Annotated in this window: 12 protein-coding genes; 9 read left to right on the top strand and 3 right to left on the bottom strand. The window is 62.2% G+C overall.

What is annotated here, in order from left to right:
* Positions 1–11 precede the first annotated feature (11 nt).
* The 4 genes from D6201_RS02765 to D6201_RS02750 all read left to right on the top strand — a co-directional run bounded on the left by D6201_RS02765 (position 12) and on the right by D6201_RS02750 (position 1,684).
* Positions 12–440, top strand: a complete 429-nt coding sequence (locus D6201_RS02765) for a phage holin family protein (protein WP_165853477.1) — start codon at positions 12–14, stop codon at positions 438–440.
* Entirely contained in the window at positions 437–814 is a 378-nt protein-coding gene (locus D6201_RS02760; RefSeq protein WP_120047308.1) for a hypothetical protein, read from the top strand. Before D6201_RS02765 ends, D6201_RS02760 begins: the two co-directional genes overlap by 4 nt.
* Entirely contained in the window at positions 811–1,356 is a 546-nt protein-coding gene (locus D6201_RS02755) for a hypothetical protein (protein ID WP_120047307.1), read from the top strand. The genes D6201_RS02760 and D6201_RS02755 overlap by 4 nt, the downstream gene beginning before the upstream one ends.
* 94 nt (positions 1,357–1,450) lie before the next feature.
* The gene (locus D6201_RS02750; protein ID WP_120047306.1) at positions 1,451–1,684 is read left to right on the top strand and encodes a DUF4170 domain-containing protein; all 234 of its coding nucleotides are present in this window, start codon (positions 1,451–1,453) and stop codon (positions 1,682–1,684) included.
* 64 nt (positions 1,685–1,748) lie between these two features.
* On the opposite strand, the gene greA is transcribed toward D6201_RS02750, so the two are convergent.
* From greA to carA, 3 genes are all read right to left on the bottom strand, one after another.
* Positions 1,749–2,216 (bottom strand): transcription elongation factor GreA, encoded by a 468-nt coding sequence (gene greA / locus D6201_RS02745; RefSeq protein ID WP_120047305.1) that lies wholly within the window; start codon positions 2,214–2,216, stop codon positions 1,749–1,751.
* Positions 2,217–2,313: 97 nt separating this feature from the next.
* A complete protein-coding gene (gene carB, locus D6201_RS02740; protein ID WP_120047304.1) occupies positions 2,314–5,643 on the bottom strand; it encodes a carbamoyl-phosphate synthase large subunit in 3,330 nt (1,109 codons plus the stop codon).
* Between the two features lie 631 nt (positions 5,644–6,274).
* Complete coding sequence (carA, locus tag D6201_RS02730; protein WP_120047302.1) at positions 6,275–7,543, bottom strand: glutamine-hydrolyzing carbamoyl-phosphate synthase small subunit; 1,269 nt, start codon at positions 7,541–7,543, stop codon at positions 6,275–6,277.
* A gap of 149 nt (positions 7,544–7,692) precedes the next feature.
* On the opposite strand from carA, the gene D6201_RS02725 reads away from it, so the two are divergent.
* The 5 genes from D6201_RS02725 (at position 7,693) to D6201_RS02705 (ending at position 13,980) form a co-directional block, all read left to right on the top strand.
* Positions 7,693–8,145, top strand: a complete 453-nt coding sequence (locus D6201_RS02725; protein WP_120047301.1) for a GatB/YqeY domain-containing protein — start codon at positions 7,693–7,695, stop codon at positions 8,143–8,145.
* A complete protein-coding gene (locus tag D6201_RS02720) occupies positions 8,142–8,864 on the top strand; it encodes a hypothetical protein (RefSeq protein WP_242447394.1) in 723 nt (240 codons plus the stop codon). The genes D6201_RS02725 and D6201_RS02720 overlap by 4 nt, the downstream gene beginning before the upstream one ends.
* A 32-nt stretch (positions 8,865–8,896) precedes the next feature.
* Entirely contained in the window at positions 8,897–10,774 is a 1,878-nt protein-coding gene (gene dnaG, locus D6201_RS02715) for a DNA primase (protein ID WP_120047300.1), read from the top strand.
* Positions 10,775–10,784: 10 nt separating this feature from the next.
* The gene (gene rpoD / locus D6201_RS02710) at positions 10,785–12,800 is read left to right on the top strand and encodes an RNA polymerase sigma factor RpoD (RefSeq protein WP_120047299.1); all 2,016 of its coding nucleotides are present in this window, start codon (positions 10,785–10,787) and stop codon (positions 12,798–12,800) included.
* Positions 12,801–12,885: 85 nt separating this feature from the next.
* Positions 12,886–13,980 carry a PAS domain-containing protein gene (locus D6201_RS02705; protein ID WP_165853476.1) on the top strand — a complete coding sequence of 365 codons (1,095 nt, stop codon included), beginning with the start codon at positions 12,886–12,888 and terminating at the stop codon, positions 13,978–13,980.
* Positions 13,981–14,040: the final 60 nt, after the last annotated feature.

Below are 14,040 nucleotides of genomic sequence, written 5' to 3'. Positions count from 1 at the left end.
ACACGGCAGCCGTGAGGCCGCCGGACGATGGCACTGTCAGTTTGCCTGATCCTCCGGACGACGCTTCGTCGACTATCGCGGAAGACGATGTAGCCCCAGAGGTCAGGCATTCGCTGTTCGACGATATCGAAGCTCTGATCGACGATGCGCGCACTTACGTCTCCGCCGAGCTGACATACCAGAAAACGCGCGCGGGCTTTGTGACCGATCGCGTTAAGAAAGGCATCGCGTTCGGAGCGGTTGCCGTTTTCTGCGGTGTGCTCGCGACCATAGGGCTGACGGTCGGCCTGATTATAGCACTCACCCCTCTGGTGACTGCGTGGGGTGCGACCGCGATTGTCGTTTTAGCGTGGCTGCTCTTTGCGTTTCTTTTGGCGCGCCGCGCAGCACGAAATTTCAGTGAGGCATCGGCTGCCATGAATGAGAGCGACGAGACATGACCGATTTGAAGGCGCAGCTGGAAGCGGATCGTGCGATGCGCGACCTTGCCAAGGGATTGGTCGAGAATGACGTCCGCAATCTGCGGGGCGATGTCGAAGAGGAGAGCGTCGGTTCCCGCCTCATGTCTCGCATGCGCGAAGGCGCGGATGGACTGGCGGAGGAAGCAAACGAGTTCGTCTCCGACAATTCGGGAGCGGTAGGCAGCGTATTCGCGCTCGCGATCGCGGGCGTTACAGCCTGGATTTTCCGCGATCGCATCGAAGCTGCGCTGGACCGAGTGCTGCATGGCGAGGAGCCGCAGGGCCTGGCGGAACAAGTCAGGGCGAAAGCCCGTTCGATCAAAGACACATTGCATTCCGGAGATACGCTATGAGCGATACGAAAACGAAACCCGAAGATCTGACCCCCACCACCAAGACGACACCGACCACCGAGGAAAAGCGCGAGGAAATTAAGGCGCGCATCGCGGCGGCGCAGGAACGCGAAGCTTCACGCTCTCGCTCCTACACCGAGCGCGCGACCGAGGTCGCTTCCGATGCTGGCGAGGCTTTCACCGATTTCGTAAAGAAACACCCTATCGCATCGGCCGTCGGCGGCGTCGCTCTCGGCGTACTGATCGCCGGCATGTTCAAGGGTCCGCGCCAAGCCGCAGTGCGTGGCGGAACGAAAGCCGTCGGCCTGGCCGCCGTGGGTGCCGAAATCGCTAGCGGTTTCGCCTCGCAACTGATGGATGACGCGCAGGATCTGGGGCGCTCGGGTGCCCGCAAGGCTGAAGATCTCGCCGATACCGCCGGAGATCGTGCTCGCTCGCTCAAGCGCAGCGCGAAACATACTGGCGGAGATGCAGCGGATGCCGCCCGCATCGCGCGCCGCGAGACGGGCAAGGCCATCGCACGGGCCTTGGGTCGCAAGTAAGCGGCGCCTTTCGATCCGATAACCACTTGCGCGCCCTGTCGGCTTTCCCGATAGGGCGCGCAATTGCTTCCAGTCACGCCGAGGGAATTTGCCGATGTCCGACGATCAACAGCTGCTGCACCTCGTGATGGGCGGCCGGGTCACCGATCCGCGCAGCGTCGAATTTCAGGATCTGAAGGACATCCACGTGGTCGGCTTCTTCCCCAACTTCGCCGAGGCCGAAGAGGCATGGCGCGGCTGGGCGCAGCGCACCGTGGACGATGCGGAAATGAAATATGTGATTGTCCACCTGCACAAGCTGCTCGAACCGAGCCTGCCCGGCAAATAACGCAGCAAAGATACAAAAAAGCCCCGCTTCTGCGGGGCTTTTCGTATCCGACATTCGTCTGCGATCAGACGAACTGGATCTTCTTGATAAGGTAGAACTTGTCGCCGCTGGGCACGGTGACTTCGACCTCGTCGCCTTCGCTCTTTCCGATCAGCGCTCGTGCGAGCGGGCTTTCGTAGGAAATACGCCCCTGCTTGGCATCGCTCTCCGCCTGGCCGACGATCTGGTATTTCAACGGCTTGTCGTCCTCGTCCAGCACGGTGACGGTCGCGCCGAAGACAACGCGATCTCCAGATAGCGTCTTGGGATCGATGATCTGCGCGCGGCTGGTCTTGTCTTCCAGCTCGGCAATCTGCGCTTCGACCTGGCCCTGCCGTTCCTTCGCGGCGTGATATTCTGCATTCTCGGAGAGATCGCCATGCGCACGCGCTTCCTCGATCGCATCGACGATCTTCGGGCGCTCCGCGCGCAATGCCTTGAGGTCCGCGGTCAGCTTTTCGTAGCCCTCCGCCAGCATCGGCACTTTCTGCATTGGTCTTCCCGTCTCTGTCTGGGCATCCCGTCAAAACGACCCTTGCCCGCGCATTGCGCGGGTCGTCAGGACCGAATGTGGAGGGGAGGCGAGGTTGTTATTCGCCGCTATAATAGTCCTGCAGGCTCTTGACTGCAAGATCATCCGCCGAAACCGATACGATCGCCTGCGCCGCCGCCGCCGAAGCCGCTGCGGTGGTGTAGTAGGGGATCTTCATTTCGAGCGAGGTGGCGCGGATAGGCTGGCTGTCCTTGTGGCTCTGCCAGCCCTCGGTGGTGTTGAACACCAGCGCAACATCGCCATCGCTCATCCGGTCGACCACATGCGGGCGGCCTTCGGCAACCTTGTTGATCCGCTCGACATCCAGCCCCTGTTCGTCGAGGTAGCGCTGCGTGCCGCCGGTCGCGATGACCTTAAAGCCATGCTCGATCAGCTGGCGGACCGGCTCGACGATATGCTGCTTGTCGCCGTCCTTTACCGACACGAAGAGCGTGCCCTCGCTCGGCAGGTTGGTGCCTTCCGCGATCTGCGCCTTGGCATAGGCGGTGGCGAAATCGGCATCGATGCCCATGACTTCGCCGGTGCTCTTCATCTCCGGCGTCAGCACCGGGTCGGAGCCAGGGAAACGCGCGAAGGGGAACACCGCTTCCTTCACCGCCGTGTAATCGAGCTGGCGGCGCACCTTTGGAAGGTCCACCAGCTTCTCACCCGCCATCACACGCGCGGCGATCTTGGCGATTTGCGATCCGGTGGCCTTCGCGACGAAGGGCACAGTGCGGCTGGCACGCGGATTGACCTCGATCAGATAGACCTCGTCATCCTTGATCGCGAACTGCACATTCATCAGGCCGCGCACCTTGAGCGCGCGCGCCAGGGCTTCCGCCTGGCGTTCAAGCTCGGCGACAATCTCGTCGGAGAGGCTGTAGGGCGGCAGCGAGCAGGCGCTGTCTCCGGAGTGCACGCCGGCTTCCTCGATATGCTGCATGACGCCCGCGACCACGACATCGTCTCCATCGCAGAGCACATCCACATCGCATTCGATGGCATCGCGCAGATACTGATCGACCAGCACAGGGCTGTCGCCGGACACTTGCACCGCAGTGGCGATGTAATCGTCGAGCTGGGCATCGGAATCGACGATCTCCATCGCCCGGCCGCCAAGCACGTAGCTGGGCCGCAGCAGCACCGGGTAACCGATGTAGTGCGCCCGGGCCAAAGCCTCGTCACGGCTGTAGGCGATGCCGTTGTCGGGCTGCTTCAATTTCAGTTTGTTGACCAGCTTGGCGAACCGTTCCCGGTCTTCCGCCAGATCGATCGCATCGGGACTGGTGCCGAGGATCGGGATGCCCGCCTTCTCGATCGCATCGGCAAGTTTCAACGGGGTTTGCCCGCCGAATTGCACGATCACGCCTTTCAGCGTGCCCTTCTGATGCTCGACACGCAGGATTTCGAGCACGTCCTCGGCCGTCAGCGGCTCGAAATAGAGGCGGTCGGACGTATCGTAATCGGTCGAAACCGTTTCGGGATTGCAGTTGACCATGATCGTCTCGTAGCCCGCCTCCGCCAGTGCGAAGCAGGCGTGGACGCAGCAATAGTCGAACTCGATGCCCTGCCCGATCCGGTTCGGCCCGCCACCCAGGATCACGACCTTTTCGCGATCCGAAGGCCACGCCTCGTTCTCCGCCTCACCGAAGCTCGGCGCCTCGTAGGTCGAGTACATGTAAGGCGTGATCGCCTCGAACTCGGCGGCGCAGCTGTCTATGCGTTTGTAGACCGGCAGCACGCCCAGCTTCTGGCGCAGCTTGCGAACCTCGTCCTCGCTGGTTGCGCCCGCCATCGCCCGAAGCGCGTCGTGCAACAGGCCGGAGCGCTTGGCCTGCGTTTCGCCCATGCCGCCTGCCACGCCGACGGACCGCACGGCGAGCGTCGCCAGACGCTTGTCGGAAAAACCCATCGCCTTCAGGCGGCGCAGGCCATCGGCATCGTTCGGCAAACCATCCTCGCCGATCATCCGCTCTTCGTAGATGATCTCCTCGATATGGCGCAGGAACCACTTGTCGTAATGCGTGATCGCGTGGATCTCATCGACGGTGAAACCTTCGCGGAAGGCCTGGCCGACCTTGAGCAGCCGATCTGGCGTCGCCTTGCTCAGCGCGGCAACCACCACGTCCCGGCTGACATTTTCCAGCTCCGGCATGCGGTTAAAACCGTCCAGATCGGTCTCGAGACCGCGCAGCGCCTTTTGCAGCGACTCCTTGAAGTTCCGGCCGATAGCCATGACTTCGCCGACCGACTTCATCGCGGTGGAGAGCTGGTTGTCCGCCCCCTTGAACTTCTCGAACGCGAAGCGCGGGATCTTGGTGACTACGTAGTCGATGGTCGGCTCGAACGATGCCGGGGTCGCGCCGGTGATCTCATTCTCGATCTCGTCCAGCGTGTAACCAACCGCAAGCTTCGCCGCGACGCGCGCGATGGGGAAGCCGGTGGCCTTGGATGCGAGCGCGGAACTGCGCGAGACGCGTGGATTCATCTCGATCACGATCAGGCGGCCATCCTTCGGATTGACTGCGAACTGCACGTTCGAACCGCCTGTTTCCACACCGATTTCCCGCAGCACATTGATGCTGGCGGTCCGCATGATCTGGTATTCCTTGTCGGTCAGCGTCAGCGCCGGAGCGACGGTGATGGAGTCGCCCGTATGCACGCCCATCGGATCGACATTCTCGATCGCGCAGATGATGATCGCATTGTCCGCCTTGTCGCGGACGACCTCCATCTCGTATTCCTTCCAGCCGAGCAGCGATTCCTCGATCAGGACTTCAGTGGTGGGGCTGGCGTCGAGGCCGTTCTTCACGATGCGCTCGAACTCGGCCTTGTTGTAGGCGACGCCGCCGCCTGTCCCGCCGAGCGTGAAGCTGGGGCGGATGATGCTGGGCAGACCCGTGCGCTCGAGCACTTCCAGAGCCTCGTCCAGAGTGTGCGCCACGCCGCTGCGCGCGCTCTCCAGGCCGATCTTGTCCATCGCCTCACGGAAACGCTGGCGGTTTTCCGCCTTGTCGATGGCGTCAGCCTTGGCCCCGATCATCTCGACACCGTAGTTTTCGAGCACGCCCTGCTCTTCCAGCTTCAGCGCGCAATTGAGCGCCGTTTGCCCGCCCATGGTGGGCAGCAGCGCGTCGGGCCGCTCCTTGGCGATGATCTTGGCGACGATATCGGGCGTGATCGGCTCGACATAGGTCGCGTCCGCCATGTCCGGATCGGTCATGATCGTGGCGGGGTTGGAATTGACGAGCACCACCCGGTAGCCGTCCTCCCTTAGCGCCTTGATCGCCTGCGTGCCCGAATAATCGAACTCGCACGCCTGCCCGATGATGATGGGGCCTGCGCCAATGACGAGGATGGAGGAGATGTCAGTGCGTTTGGGCATTGTTTTTTCTATCGGGCAAGAGGAGCTGACCAGTGGGTGCATCGCCAAAATGGAGCGGGAGGACTAGCTGACCAGTGGGTGCATCGCCAAAATGGAGCGGGAGGACTATTTCCAGTCATCTCTTCAGCCAGACAGCGCCTCCGCGATGAAAACATTTCGGTAGACCGCTCCTTCCAAAGTTCAATCGCCGCAGGTGCGTCAGGCAGAGCTTCGAGCATCTCACTTTGATATCTCGCGATTCCAGAGTCACTCAGTTCGCTACACCTCTTTGCAAGTTCGTCGAAACTCTCAATCTGATAGACCCAGAAAATGCCGTCCGAAGGACCGTCGATGACTTCCAATAACCCGCCTCGAGAGACGCACCCGTCTTGCGCGCTGAACTCGAGAATATAGTTTATCCTTACACCGTAACCGTCGTCTTCGAGCTTCGCTTCGACGTTTCCGTCGCTAGACGTCCACAGCAGTCGAACATGCTTTGTCTCGTTTGCCGAATGCATGATGGGAGGCCCATCACGCGTCCAATGCTCCGTCTCAACCACAAATGCGCCGACCTCCTCTTGGGTTATCTCTGAACCCACGGCTTCAGCGTCGAGCGACAACAGGGTCATGGCGATTGAAATAAGGGCAGGAGTCATTTCAAAATCCCCACGAACTTCTCGAACAAATAGAAGCTGTCCTGCGGCCCGGGCGATGCTTCCGGGTGATACTGCACGCCGAACGCCCTCTTGCCCTTAATCGCGATGCCGCAATTCGAGCCGTCGAAGAGCGACACATGCGTTTGCTCCACGCCCTCGGGCAAGGTCTCCGCGTCGACCGCGAAGCCGTGGTTCATGCTGGTGATCTCGACGAGGCCGGTGCTCTCGCCCCACCCCTCGCCGACGCGCTGCACCGGGTGGTTCGCGCCGCGGTGGCCCTGGTGCATCTTGGCCGTCTTCGCGCCCGCTGCCAGCGCCAGCATCTGGTGGCCGAGGCAGATGCCGAACAGCGGCACGTCCTTGTCCAGCAGCGCCTTGATCACCGGCACCGCATATTCGCCCGTCGCCGCCGGGTCGCCGGGGCCGTTCGACAGGAACACGCCATCGGGTTCGAGCGCGAGGATGTCCTCCAGCGATGTTCTCGCCGGGACCACCGTCACCCGCGCGCCCGCTTTCACGAGATTGCGGAAGATGTTGTCCTTCGCCCCGTAATCCACGGCAACGACATGCGGCTTGTTCCCCTCCCGCCTGCGGGAGGGGTTAGGGGTGGGCGAGGCCTGATCGTCCGTTTCGGGCCCACCCCCGGCCCCTCCCGCAGGCGGGAGGGGAGTATCCTGCGCGTTCCCATAACCCTGCCCCAGCCGCCAGTAACCGCCGCCCCAATTCTCCTGATCTTCCCGGCTCACGCGGCTAGCAAGGTCCATGCCTTCCAGCCCGGCCCATTCCCTCGCGCGCTGGGCCAGCGCCTCCAGATCGAACTTGCCCGAAGGATCGTGCGCGATCACGGCATTGGGCGCGCCGTTCATGCGGATGCGGCGAGTGAGCGCGCGTGTGTCTATGCCCGACAGGCCGATCTTGCCGCAATCCTTCATCCACTGGACGAAATCGCGCTCGCTTCGGAAATTCGATTCCTTCGTCACTTCCTCGCGCACCACGCAGCCCACCGCGCTTTCGACGACGCTTTCCACGTCCTCGTCATTGGTGCCGACATTGCCGATATGGGGGAAGGTGAAGGTGACGATCTGCGCCGCGTAGCTGGGATCGGTCATTACCTCCTGATAGCCCGTCATCGCGGTGTTGAAGCATACTTCGCCCACCGCCGCGCCGCTCGCGCCGAAGCCCTTGCCCCAGATTACGGTGCCGTCGGCAAAGACCATGCAGCCGGTTGCTCCCTTGGGCGCAGAGGAAGAGGCGAGAAAGGCCATGGTGGCTCCCGTGAATCAGTGGATCGGCGATGTGTGCTAAGACCCAGCGGCTAAGGACGCGGCGGCTTCCCGTCAAGCGGAACACTTGGCTTATCGGCGCGCTGGTCTACATGAGGGCCGAACCATCCACAGATTGCGCGCGAGACACCATGCTGAGAGACACCATCAAGACCGAAACCGTCACCGCGATGAAGGCAGGCGACAAGCCGCGCGTCGCCGCGCTGCGCCTGATCGCCGCCAAGGTGAAGGATCGCGATATCGAGTTGCGGACCAAGGGCGCGCCGGACGATGACGATGCGATGGTGGTCGACGTTTTGCAGAAAATGGCCAAACAGCGCCGCGAATCGATCCAGATGTACGAGGATGGCGGGCGCACCGAACTGGCAGAGCAGGAAAAGGGCGAGCTCGTCGTGATCGAGGAGTTCCTGCCGCAGCAGATGGACGAGGCCGAAACGAAGGCCGCCATCGAGCAGGTGAAGAGCGATCTTGGCGCCGACGGCATGAAGGACATGGGCCGCGTCATGGGCGAGATGAAGGCGCGTCACGGCCAGCAGCTCGACATGGGCCGGGCCAGCGGCTGGGTGAAGGAGTCGCTGGCATGAAACGGCTGGCGCTCGCCCTCCCCCTCGCGCTGGTGCTGAGCGGCTGCGGCTCCGAACCGGAGCCCGAACCCACGCCGACACCCACGCCCACCGCCGTCGGTCCTCGCACGCTTGTGGCAGCGGGTTTCGATGATCAGGAGATCGGCCCGAAAATCGTCGGTCCGCAGGGGCCGGAAGTGTCGGCGATCTTCACCTCGGACGCGGGCGATATCGCTGAGATCATCTCCTACGTCGCGTGCCCGCCTGTCGAAGGGCTCGACCTGTCCGAAGAGGACGTGCCCGAGGGCGAAGACCTCGCCGACTTCGCTTCCGAATGTCGCCCAGACATGTGGCCGGAGGGCACGGTCTACACCTATGTCCACCGCGTCACCCCGACACAGACCGCGCAGAGCCCGGTAACCGTGTTCCGCACTGCGCGCCCCGCCACCGGTTTCGCCAACACGATCGGTTTCGATCGCGAGCAGGCCGAGGCGGCGCTCGGCGAGGGTTACTCCATCGGCACGCAGATCGACAACGGCATGCTGGTCTGGCGCATTGAAAAGGGCGATGGCTGGGACGCAGGCGAGGAGATCACCTTCTTCTGGCAGAGCGAATTGCCGCCCGAGGGCCCTGCCGAAGCCTACGAGATCGAAACCACGGCAGGCCGCGCCGAGGCGACCGGCCCGTTCCCGCCCGCCGAAATGCCGGAGGAATCGGGGGACGAGGCGGCGCAGGACTAGGCGCGAATCGCGTCCCGGAGTAGGGTTCGCCGATGGCGCTTTCCCCGCAATGGCTAGACGAATTGAAGACGCGGACCACGCTGTCCGCGCTCATCATGCGCACAACCAAGCTGCAGCGTGCCGGGCGAGAGTGGAAGGCGTGCTGCCCGTTCCACCAGGAAGCCACGCCGAGCTTTTACGTCAACGATCAGAAGGGTTTCTACCACTGCTTCGGCTGTCAGGCCCATGGCAGCGCGATCGACTGGATGATCGAGCAGCGCGGGCTGGAATTCATGGACGCGGTGAAGGAGCTTGCCGCCGAAGCCGGGATGGACATGCCCGCGCCCGATCCCCGCGCGGCGGAGCGGGCCGAGAAGCGCGCCAGCCTGCATGACGTCATGGCGGCGGCGCAGGAATGGTTCGTCCAGCGACTGCGATCAGACGAGGGTGTGGGCGCGCGCGAATATCTGGAGCGGCGCGGCCTTTCACAGCATGTGATCGACAAATTCGGTTTTGGCTACGCGCCGGATGACAAGATGGCGATCAAGCAGGCGCTCAGCCGGTTCGACGAAGCCATGCTGGTCGAGGCAGGGCTGCTCATCTGCGTCGAGGACAAGCTGCCCTACTCTCGCTTTCGCGGAAGGTTGATGCTGCCGATCCAGGACAGCCGCAAGCGCGTGATCGCGTTCGGGGGTCGTATTCTGGAGGACCGGGACGGCGTCGCGAAATATCTCAATTCGCCCGACACGCCGCTCTTCGACAAGGGGCGCACGCTCTACAATATCCACCGCGCCAGCGAAGCGAGCCGAAAGACGGACCGCGTGATCGCCGTCGAGGGCTATATGGACGTCGTCGCTCTCGCCCAGGCTGGGTACGAGGATGCCGTCGCGCCAATGGGCACCGCGCTCACCGAGCAGCAGGTCGAATTGTTGTGGCGGATGGCCGACAAGCCGGTACTGTGTTTCGATGGCGACGCCGCAGGCAGGCGCGCCGCGATGCGCGCAGCGGAGCGGACATTGCCGCTGCTGCGCCCGGGCCACTCGCTTCAGATCGTGCAATTACCAGCGGGCATGGACCCGGACGATCTGGTCAAGCAGAGCGGTCCCAACGCGATGGAGAAGCTGCTCGCCGAGTCGAAATCGCTGCTCGACCTGATCTGGGAGCACGAACGCGACGCCCTCCCCCTCACCTCGCCCGAGGACAAGGCGGGGCTGAAAGCGCGACTGATGGATCATGTCGACGCGATCGAGCATCCGGACATCAAGTCGCTCTACCGCCGTGAACTGCTCGATCGCTATAGTGCCTTTGCTTTTCCCAAACGTGATTTCCAGCGCGGCCGCGCGACTTTCGGCAACCCGCAACCGCTTCGCGCGTCGCCTGAAACCGTGGCGCGATTGAAGCGCGCGACGGCCGGCTCCGTGCGCGATGCGTTTACGCAATCCGTGCTGCACGGCCTGCTCCGCCATCCTGGCGAGGTGCATCGCCACGCGGACAGCCTTCTCAGCCTGGCCGACAGTGATCCGCGCGCCGCAGCGCCGGTGGAATATCTGCTTGAACATGCAGCAATGCTTGAAGCGGGCGAAAATCCGCCCATATCGCCTGAAGACGTCCTGCCGCCGGCGCCGGATAAATCCCGTTTCTCCTTCCTGATGGAAGGCCATGATCCGGGCGCCGCGAGGGAGGATCTGGCCGAAGCCGTTTCGTTGCTGGTCGAGAGACCCGCTCTCGAGGCGGCTATTGCCACGGCCACGACACGTTTCGACAGCGATCCTGAAGGCGCTTTTGCCGAGCAGCAACGCTTGCGCAAACGAAAGCTGGAAATCGACGAACGTCTCGGGCAAATGGCAAGAAAACGCGCCGCCTCCGCGGCAGAGATGGATTCATCGTTCGACTTGGCGACCGCCGCCGGGTGCGAACAGGAAACGGACTGACACGCTGAACATGGCCTCGAAATCGAAGACCAAGCCTGCCGAAGATGCGCCGCTGATCGACCTCAACGAATCGTCTATCAAGAAGATGATCGCGAAGGCGAAGCGCAAGGGCTACATCACGTATGACGAGCTGAACGAGGCTCTGCCCAGCGACCAGATGTCCGCCGACCAGATCGAGGATATCCAGACCGCGATCAGTGACATGGGCGTGCAGATCGTCGAAAGCGCGGAAGAGGCCGAGGATGACGACGGCCCCGAGGAAATCGCGCCGGCCGGCTCCGAATCGCAGGCCAGCGAAGCCAAGCAGAATGTCCCCGAAAAGAAGAAGTCGACCGCTGGCGAAGGCCGCACGGACGATCCGGTGCGGATGTATCTGCGCGAAATGGGCGCGGTGGAATTGCTCAGTCGAGAGGGCGAAATCGCCATCGCCAAGCGTATCGAAGCCGGGCGCGACACCATGATCATCGGGCTTTGCGAAAGCCCGATCACCTTCCACGCGATCATCATGTGGTCCGAAGCGCTCAACAACGAAGAGATGCAGCTGCGCGAGATTCTCGATCTCGACGCCATGCTTTCCAAGGAGCCCCCCGTCGACAAGATGGAGGAAGGCGCCGAGGACGACGATGACGGCGAAATTTCCGAGGAAACCGCCGGTCCTTCCATCCGCGACGACGAAGATTCGGACGAGGACGACGATAGCGACGATGAGGACGGCGAAGGTTCGTCTTCGAAGAGCGACGACGATGACGACGAGGACAACACCATGTCCCTCGCGCAGATGGAAGCCGCGCTGAAGCCCGACGCGCTGGAGCGCTTTGCGCGCATCACCAGCCTCTTCAAGAAATTCGAAAAGCTGCAGGCCGAGCGCGTCGAAACGCTCGCCAATGGCGAGGCTTTCCCGAAGGCCAAGGAAAACAAGTACGAGAACCTGCGCGAAGAGCTTACCGCCGAGGTCGAGAGCGTGCAGTTCCATGCGACCAAGATCGAATATCTGGTCGACAATCTCTACGCCTTCAATCGCCGACTGACCGCGCTAGGTGGCCAGATGCTGCGCCTTGCCGAGCGTCACAAGGTCAAGCGCATCGACTTCCTGCAGTCCTATGTCGGCAATGAACTCGACGATGCGTGGCTGAAGGACAAGGCGAAGAAGGACAAGAAGTGGGCTGCCTTCGCCGACAAGGAAGCCGACGCCGTCGAGCGCATTCGCGCGGAAATCGCCGACATCGCCAGCCAGACCGGCATGAGCCTTGTCGAATTTCGCCGCATCGTGAACATGGTGCAGAAGGGCGAGCGCGAGGCGCGTATTGCCAAGAAGGAAATGGTCGAGGCCAACCTGCGTCTCGTGATTTCCATCGCCAAGAAATACACCAATCGCGGCCTGCAATTCCTGGACCTGATCCAGGAAGGCAATATCGGCCTGATGAAGGCGGTGGACAAATTCGAGTACCGCCGCGGCTACAAGTTCAGCACCTACGCCACGTGGTGGATCCGGCAGGCGATCACCCGCTCCATCGCAGACCAGGCGCGCACCATCCGTATCCCGGTCCACATGATCGAGACGATCAACAAGCTCGTGCGCACAAGCCGCCAGTTCCTGCACGAGCAGGGCCGAGAGCCGACGCCCGAGGAAATGGCAGAGCGCCTCTCCATGCCGCTCGAGAAGGTCCGCAAGGTGATGAAGATCGCCAAGGAACCGATCAGCCTCGAAACGCCCATCGGCGACGAGGAAGATTCGCATCTCGGCGACTTCATCGAGGACAAGAACGCGATCATCCCCGTGGATGCCGCAATTCAGGCGAACCTCAAGGAAACGGTCACTCGCGTACTCGCGAGCCTGACGCCGCGTGAGGAGCGTGTGCTCCGCATGCGTTTCGGCATCGGCATGAACACCGATCACACGCTCGAGGAAGTGGGCCAGCAGTTCAGCGTGACGCGCGAACGCATCCGGCAGATCGAGGCCAAGGCCCTGAGGAAGCTCAAGCATCCGAGCCGCAGCCGAAAGATGCGTTCATTCCTGGATCAATAAGGAGTTCGGTGTGGCCCGTTCCGGGCGCACCATTGATAGGTTGCGTGGCTCACCACTTCGCTTCCAGACGAAAAGGGACGGGGCGGTGAACGACGACAGCGATATTCCGAACAGGAATCCCAGCACCGAGCAGGAAGATCGCGAGATCGATCCACGGACATTTGACAATGGCGGCAACATGTCGCCGAGCGAGTTCCGTCTGGATACCGCTGCGCTCTTCACACAGGCGACCGAGCAGACGCGCATGGCGCTGTGCATGTCCGACCCGCATGCACCGGATGCTCCAATCGTCTATGTCAACGAGGCCTTCGTTCGGCTCACGGGGTATAGCCGCGAGGAAGTGCTCGGCCGCAATTGCCGGTTCCTGCAGGGAGAGGATACTGATCCTGCTTCGGTGGAGAAAATACGTCAGTGCCTCGCCGATGAGGCCGTCGTGGTCGTCGACATCCTGAACTACCGCAAGGACGGCACGGCATTCTGGAACGCGCTGCATATCGGCCCGATCCACGACGAGCATGGCAAGCTGCAATATTATTACGGCTCCCAATGGGATATCACGGAAATCCTCGATCATCGTGAGGAATCGCGCCTGCAGGAAGCCGTGAACGAGGAATTGCGGCATCGCACCGGCAATCTGTTCGCGATCATCAATGCGATCGTGGCGCTAAGTGCGCGCGGCGCGGATGACGCCCAGGCCTTGGCCGACAAGATTACCGGGCGACTGAAGGCTCTGCAGCACGCGCACAGCACGTCCATCGCCGACGATGCCCAGGTCCGGGATCTCTCTGCAATGGTCGACCAGGTGCTCGCACCATATCGCACAGATAGGCAAAACCGCATTGCGCTGGCCGGCGGAGATGTGATCCTCCCGCTCAGCGCCATCACGCCACTCGGCATTTCACTGCACGAGCTTGCGACGAATGCTGTCAAATACGGCTCGCTCAGCAAGCCAGAAGGAACGGTGTGCGTCGATTGGGATCTGGAAGACCAAGAGCTCACCATCTGCTGGATCGAAAAAGGCGGTCCTGTGCCGGAAGACAAGCTCTTGCGGGATGCGTCGGGGACCGGCTCGAGGATCGTCAAAGGGGTTCTTGCGCAAATTGGCGGGACGATTTCGATGAGTTTCAAGGACGATGGCCTCAATGCGACCATCACCATCCCGCTTGCCACGGCGAGCTGACACCGGCGGCGGCGCAACAGCGGTGAATTTCATCCAAGCCTGACTCGCAATCGCGCGTTT

Origin of the sequence: Aurantiacibacter aquimixticola, assembly GCF_003605475.1 — a bacterium.
Taxonomy (GTDB): domain Bacteria; phylum Pseudomonadota; class Alphaproteobacteria; order Sphingomonadales; family Sphingomonadaceae; genus Alteraurantiacibacter; species Alteraurantiacibacter aquimixticola_B.
Note: the sequence above shows the minus strand (reverse complement) of the source record. Positions and strands in the feature narration are given on the sequence as shown.

Coding starts and splice junctions, on each gene's coding strand:
- D6201_RS02760 (WP_120047308.1), top strand. CDS start 437: ATGACCGATTTGAAGGCGCAGCTGGAAGCGGATCGTGCGATGCGCGAC.
- D6201_RS02755 (WP_120047307.1), top strand. CDS start 811: ATGAGCGATACGAAAACGAAACCCGAAGATCTGACCCCCACCACCAAG.
- D6201_RS02750 (WP_120047306.1), top strand. CDS start 1,451: ATGTCCGACGATCAACAGCTGCTGCACCTCGTGATGGGCGGCCGGGTC.
- greA (WP_120047305.1), bottom strand. CDS start 2,216: ATGCAGAAAGTGCCGATGCTGGCGGAGGGCTACGAAAAGCTGACCGCG.
- carB (WP_120047304.1), bottom strand. CDS start 5,643: ATGCCCAAACGCACTGACATCTCCTCCATCCTCGTCATTGGCGCAGGC.
- carA (WP_120047302.1), bottom strand. CDS start 7,543: ATGGCCTTTCTCGCCTCTTCCTCTGCGCCCAAGGGAGCAACCGGCTGC.
- D6201_RS02725 (WP_120047301.1), top strand. CDS start 7,693: ATGCTGAGAGACACCATCAAGACCGAAACCGTCACCGCGATGAAGGCA.
- D6201_RS02720 (WP_242447394.1), top strand. CDS start 8,142: ATGAAACGGCTGGCGCTCGCCCTCCCCCTCGCGCTGGTGCTGAGCGGC.
- dnaG (WP_120047300.1), top strand. CDS start 8,897: ATGGCGCTTTCCCCGCAATGGCTAGACGAATTGAAGACGCGGACCACG.
- rpoD (WP_120047299.1), top strand. CDS start 10,785: ATGGCCTCGAAATCGAAGACCAAGCCTGCCGAAGATGCGCCGCTGATC.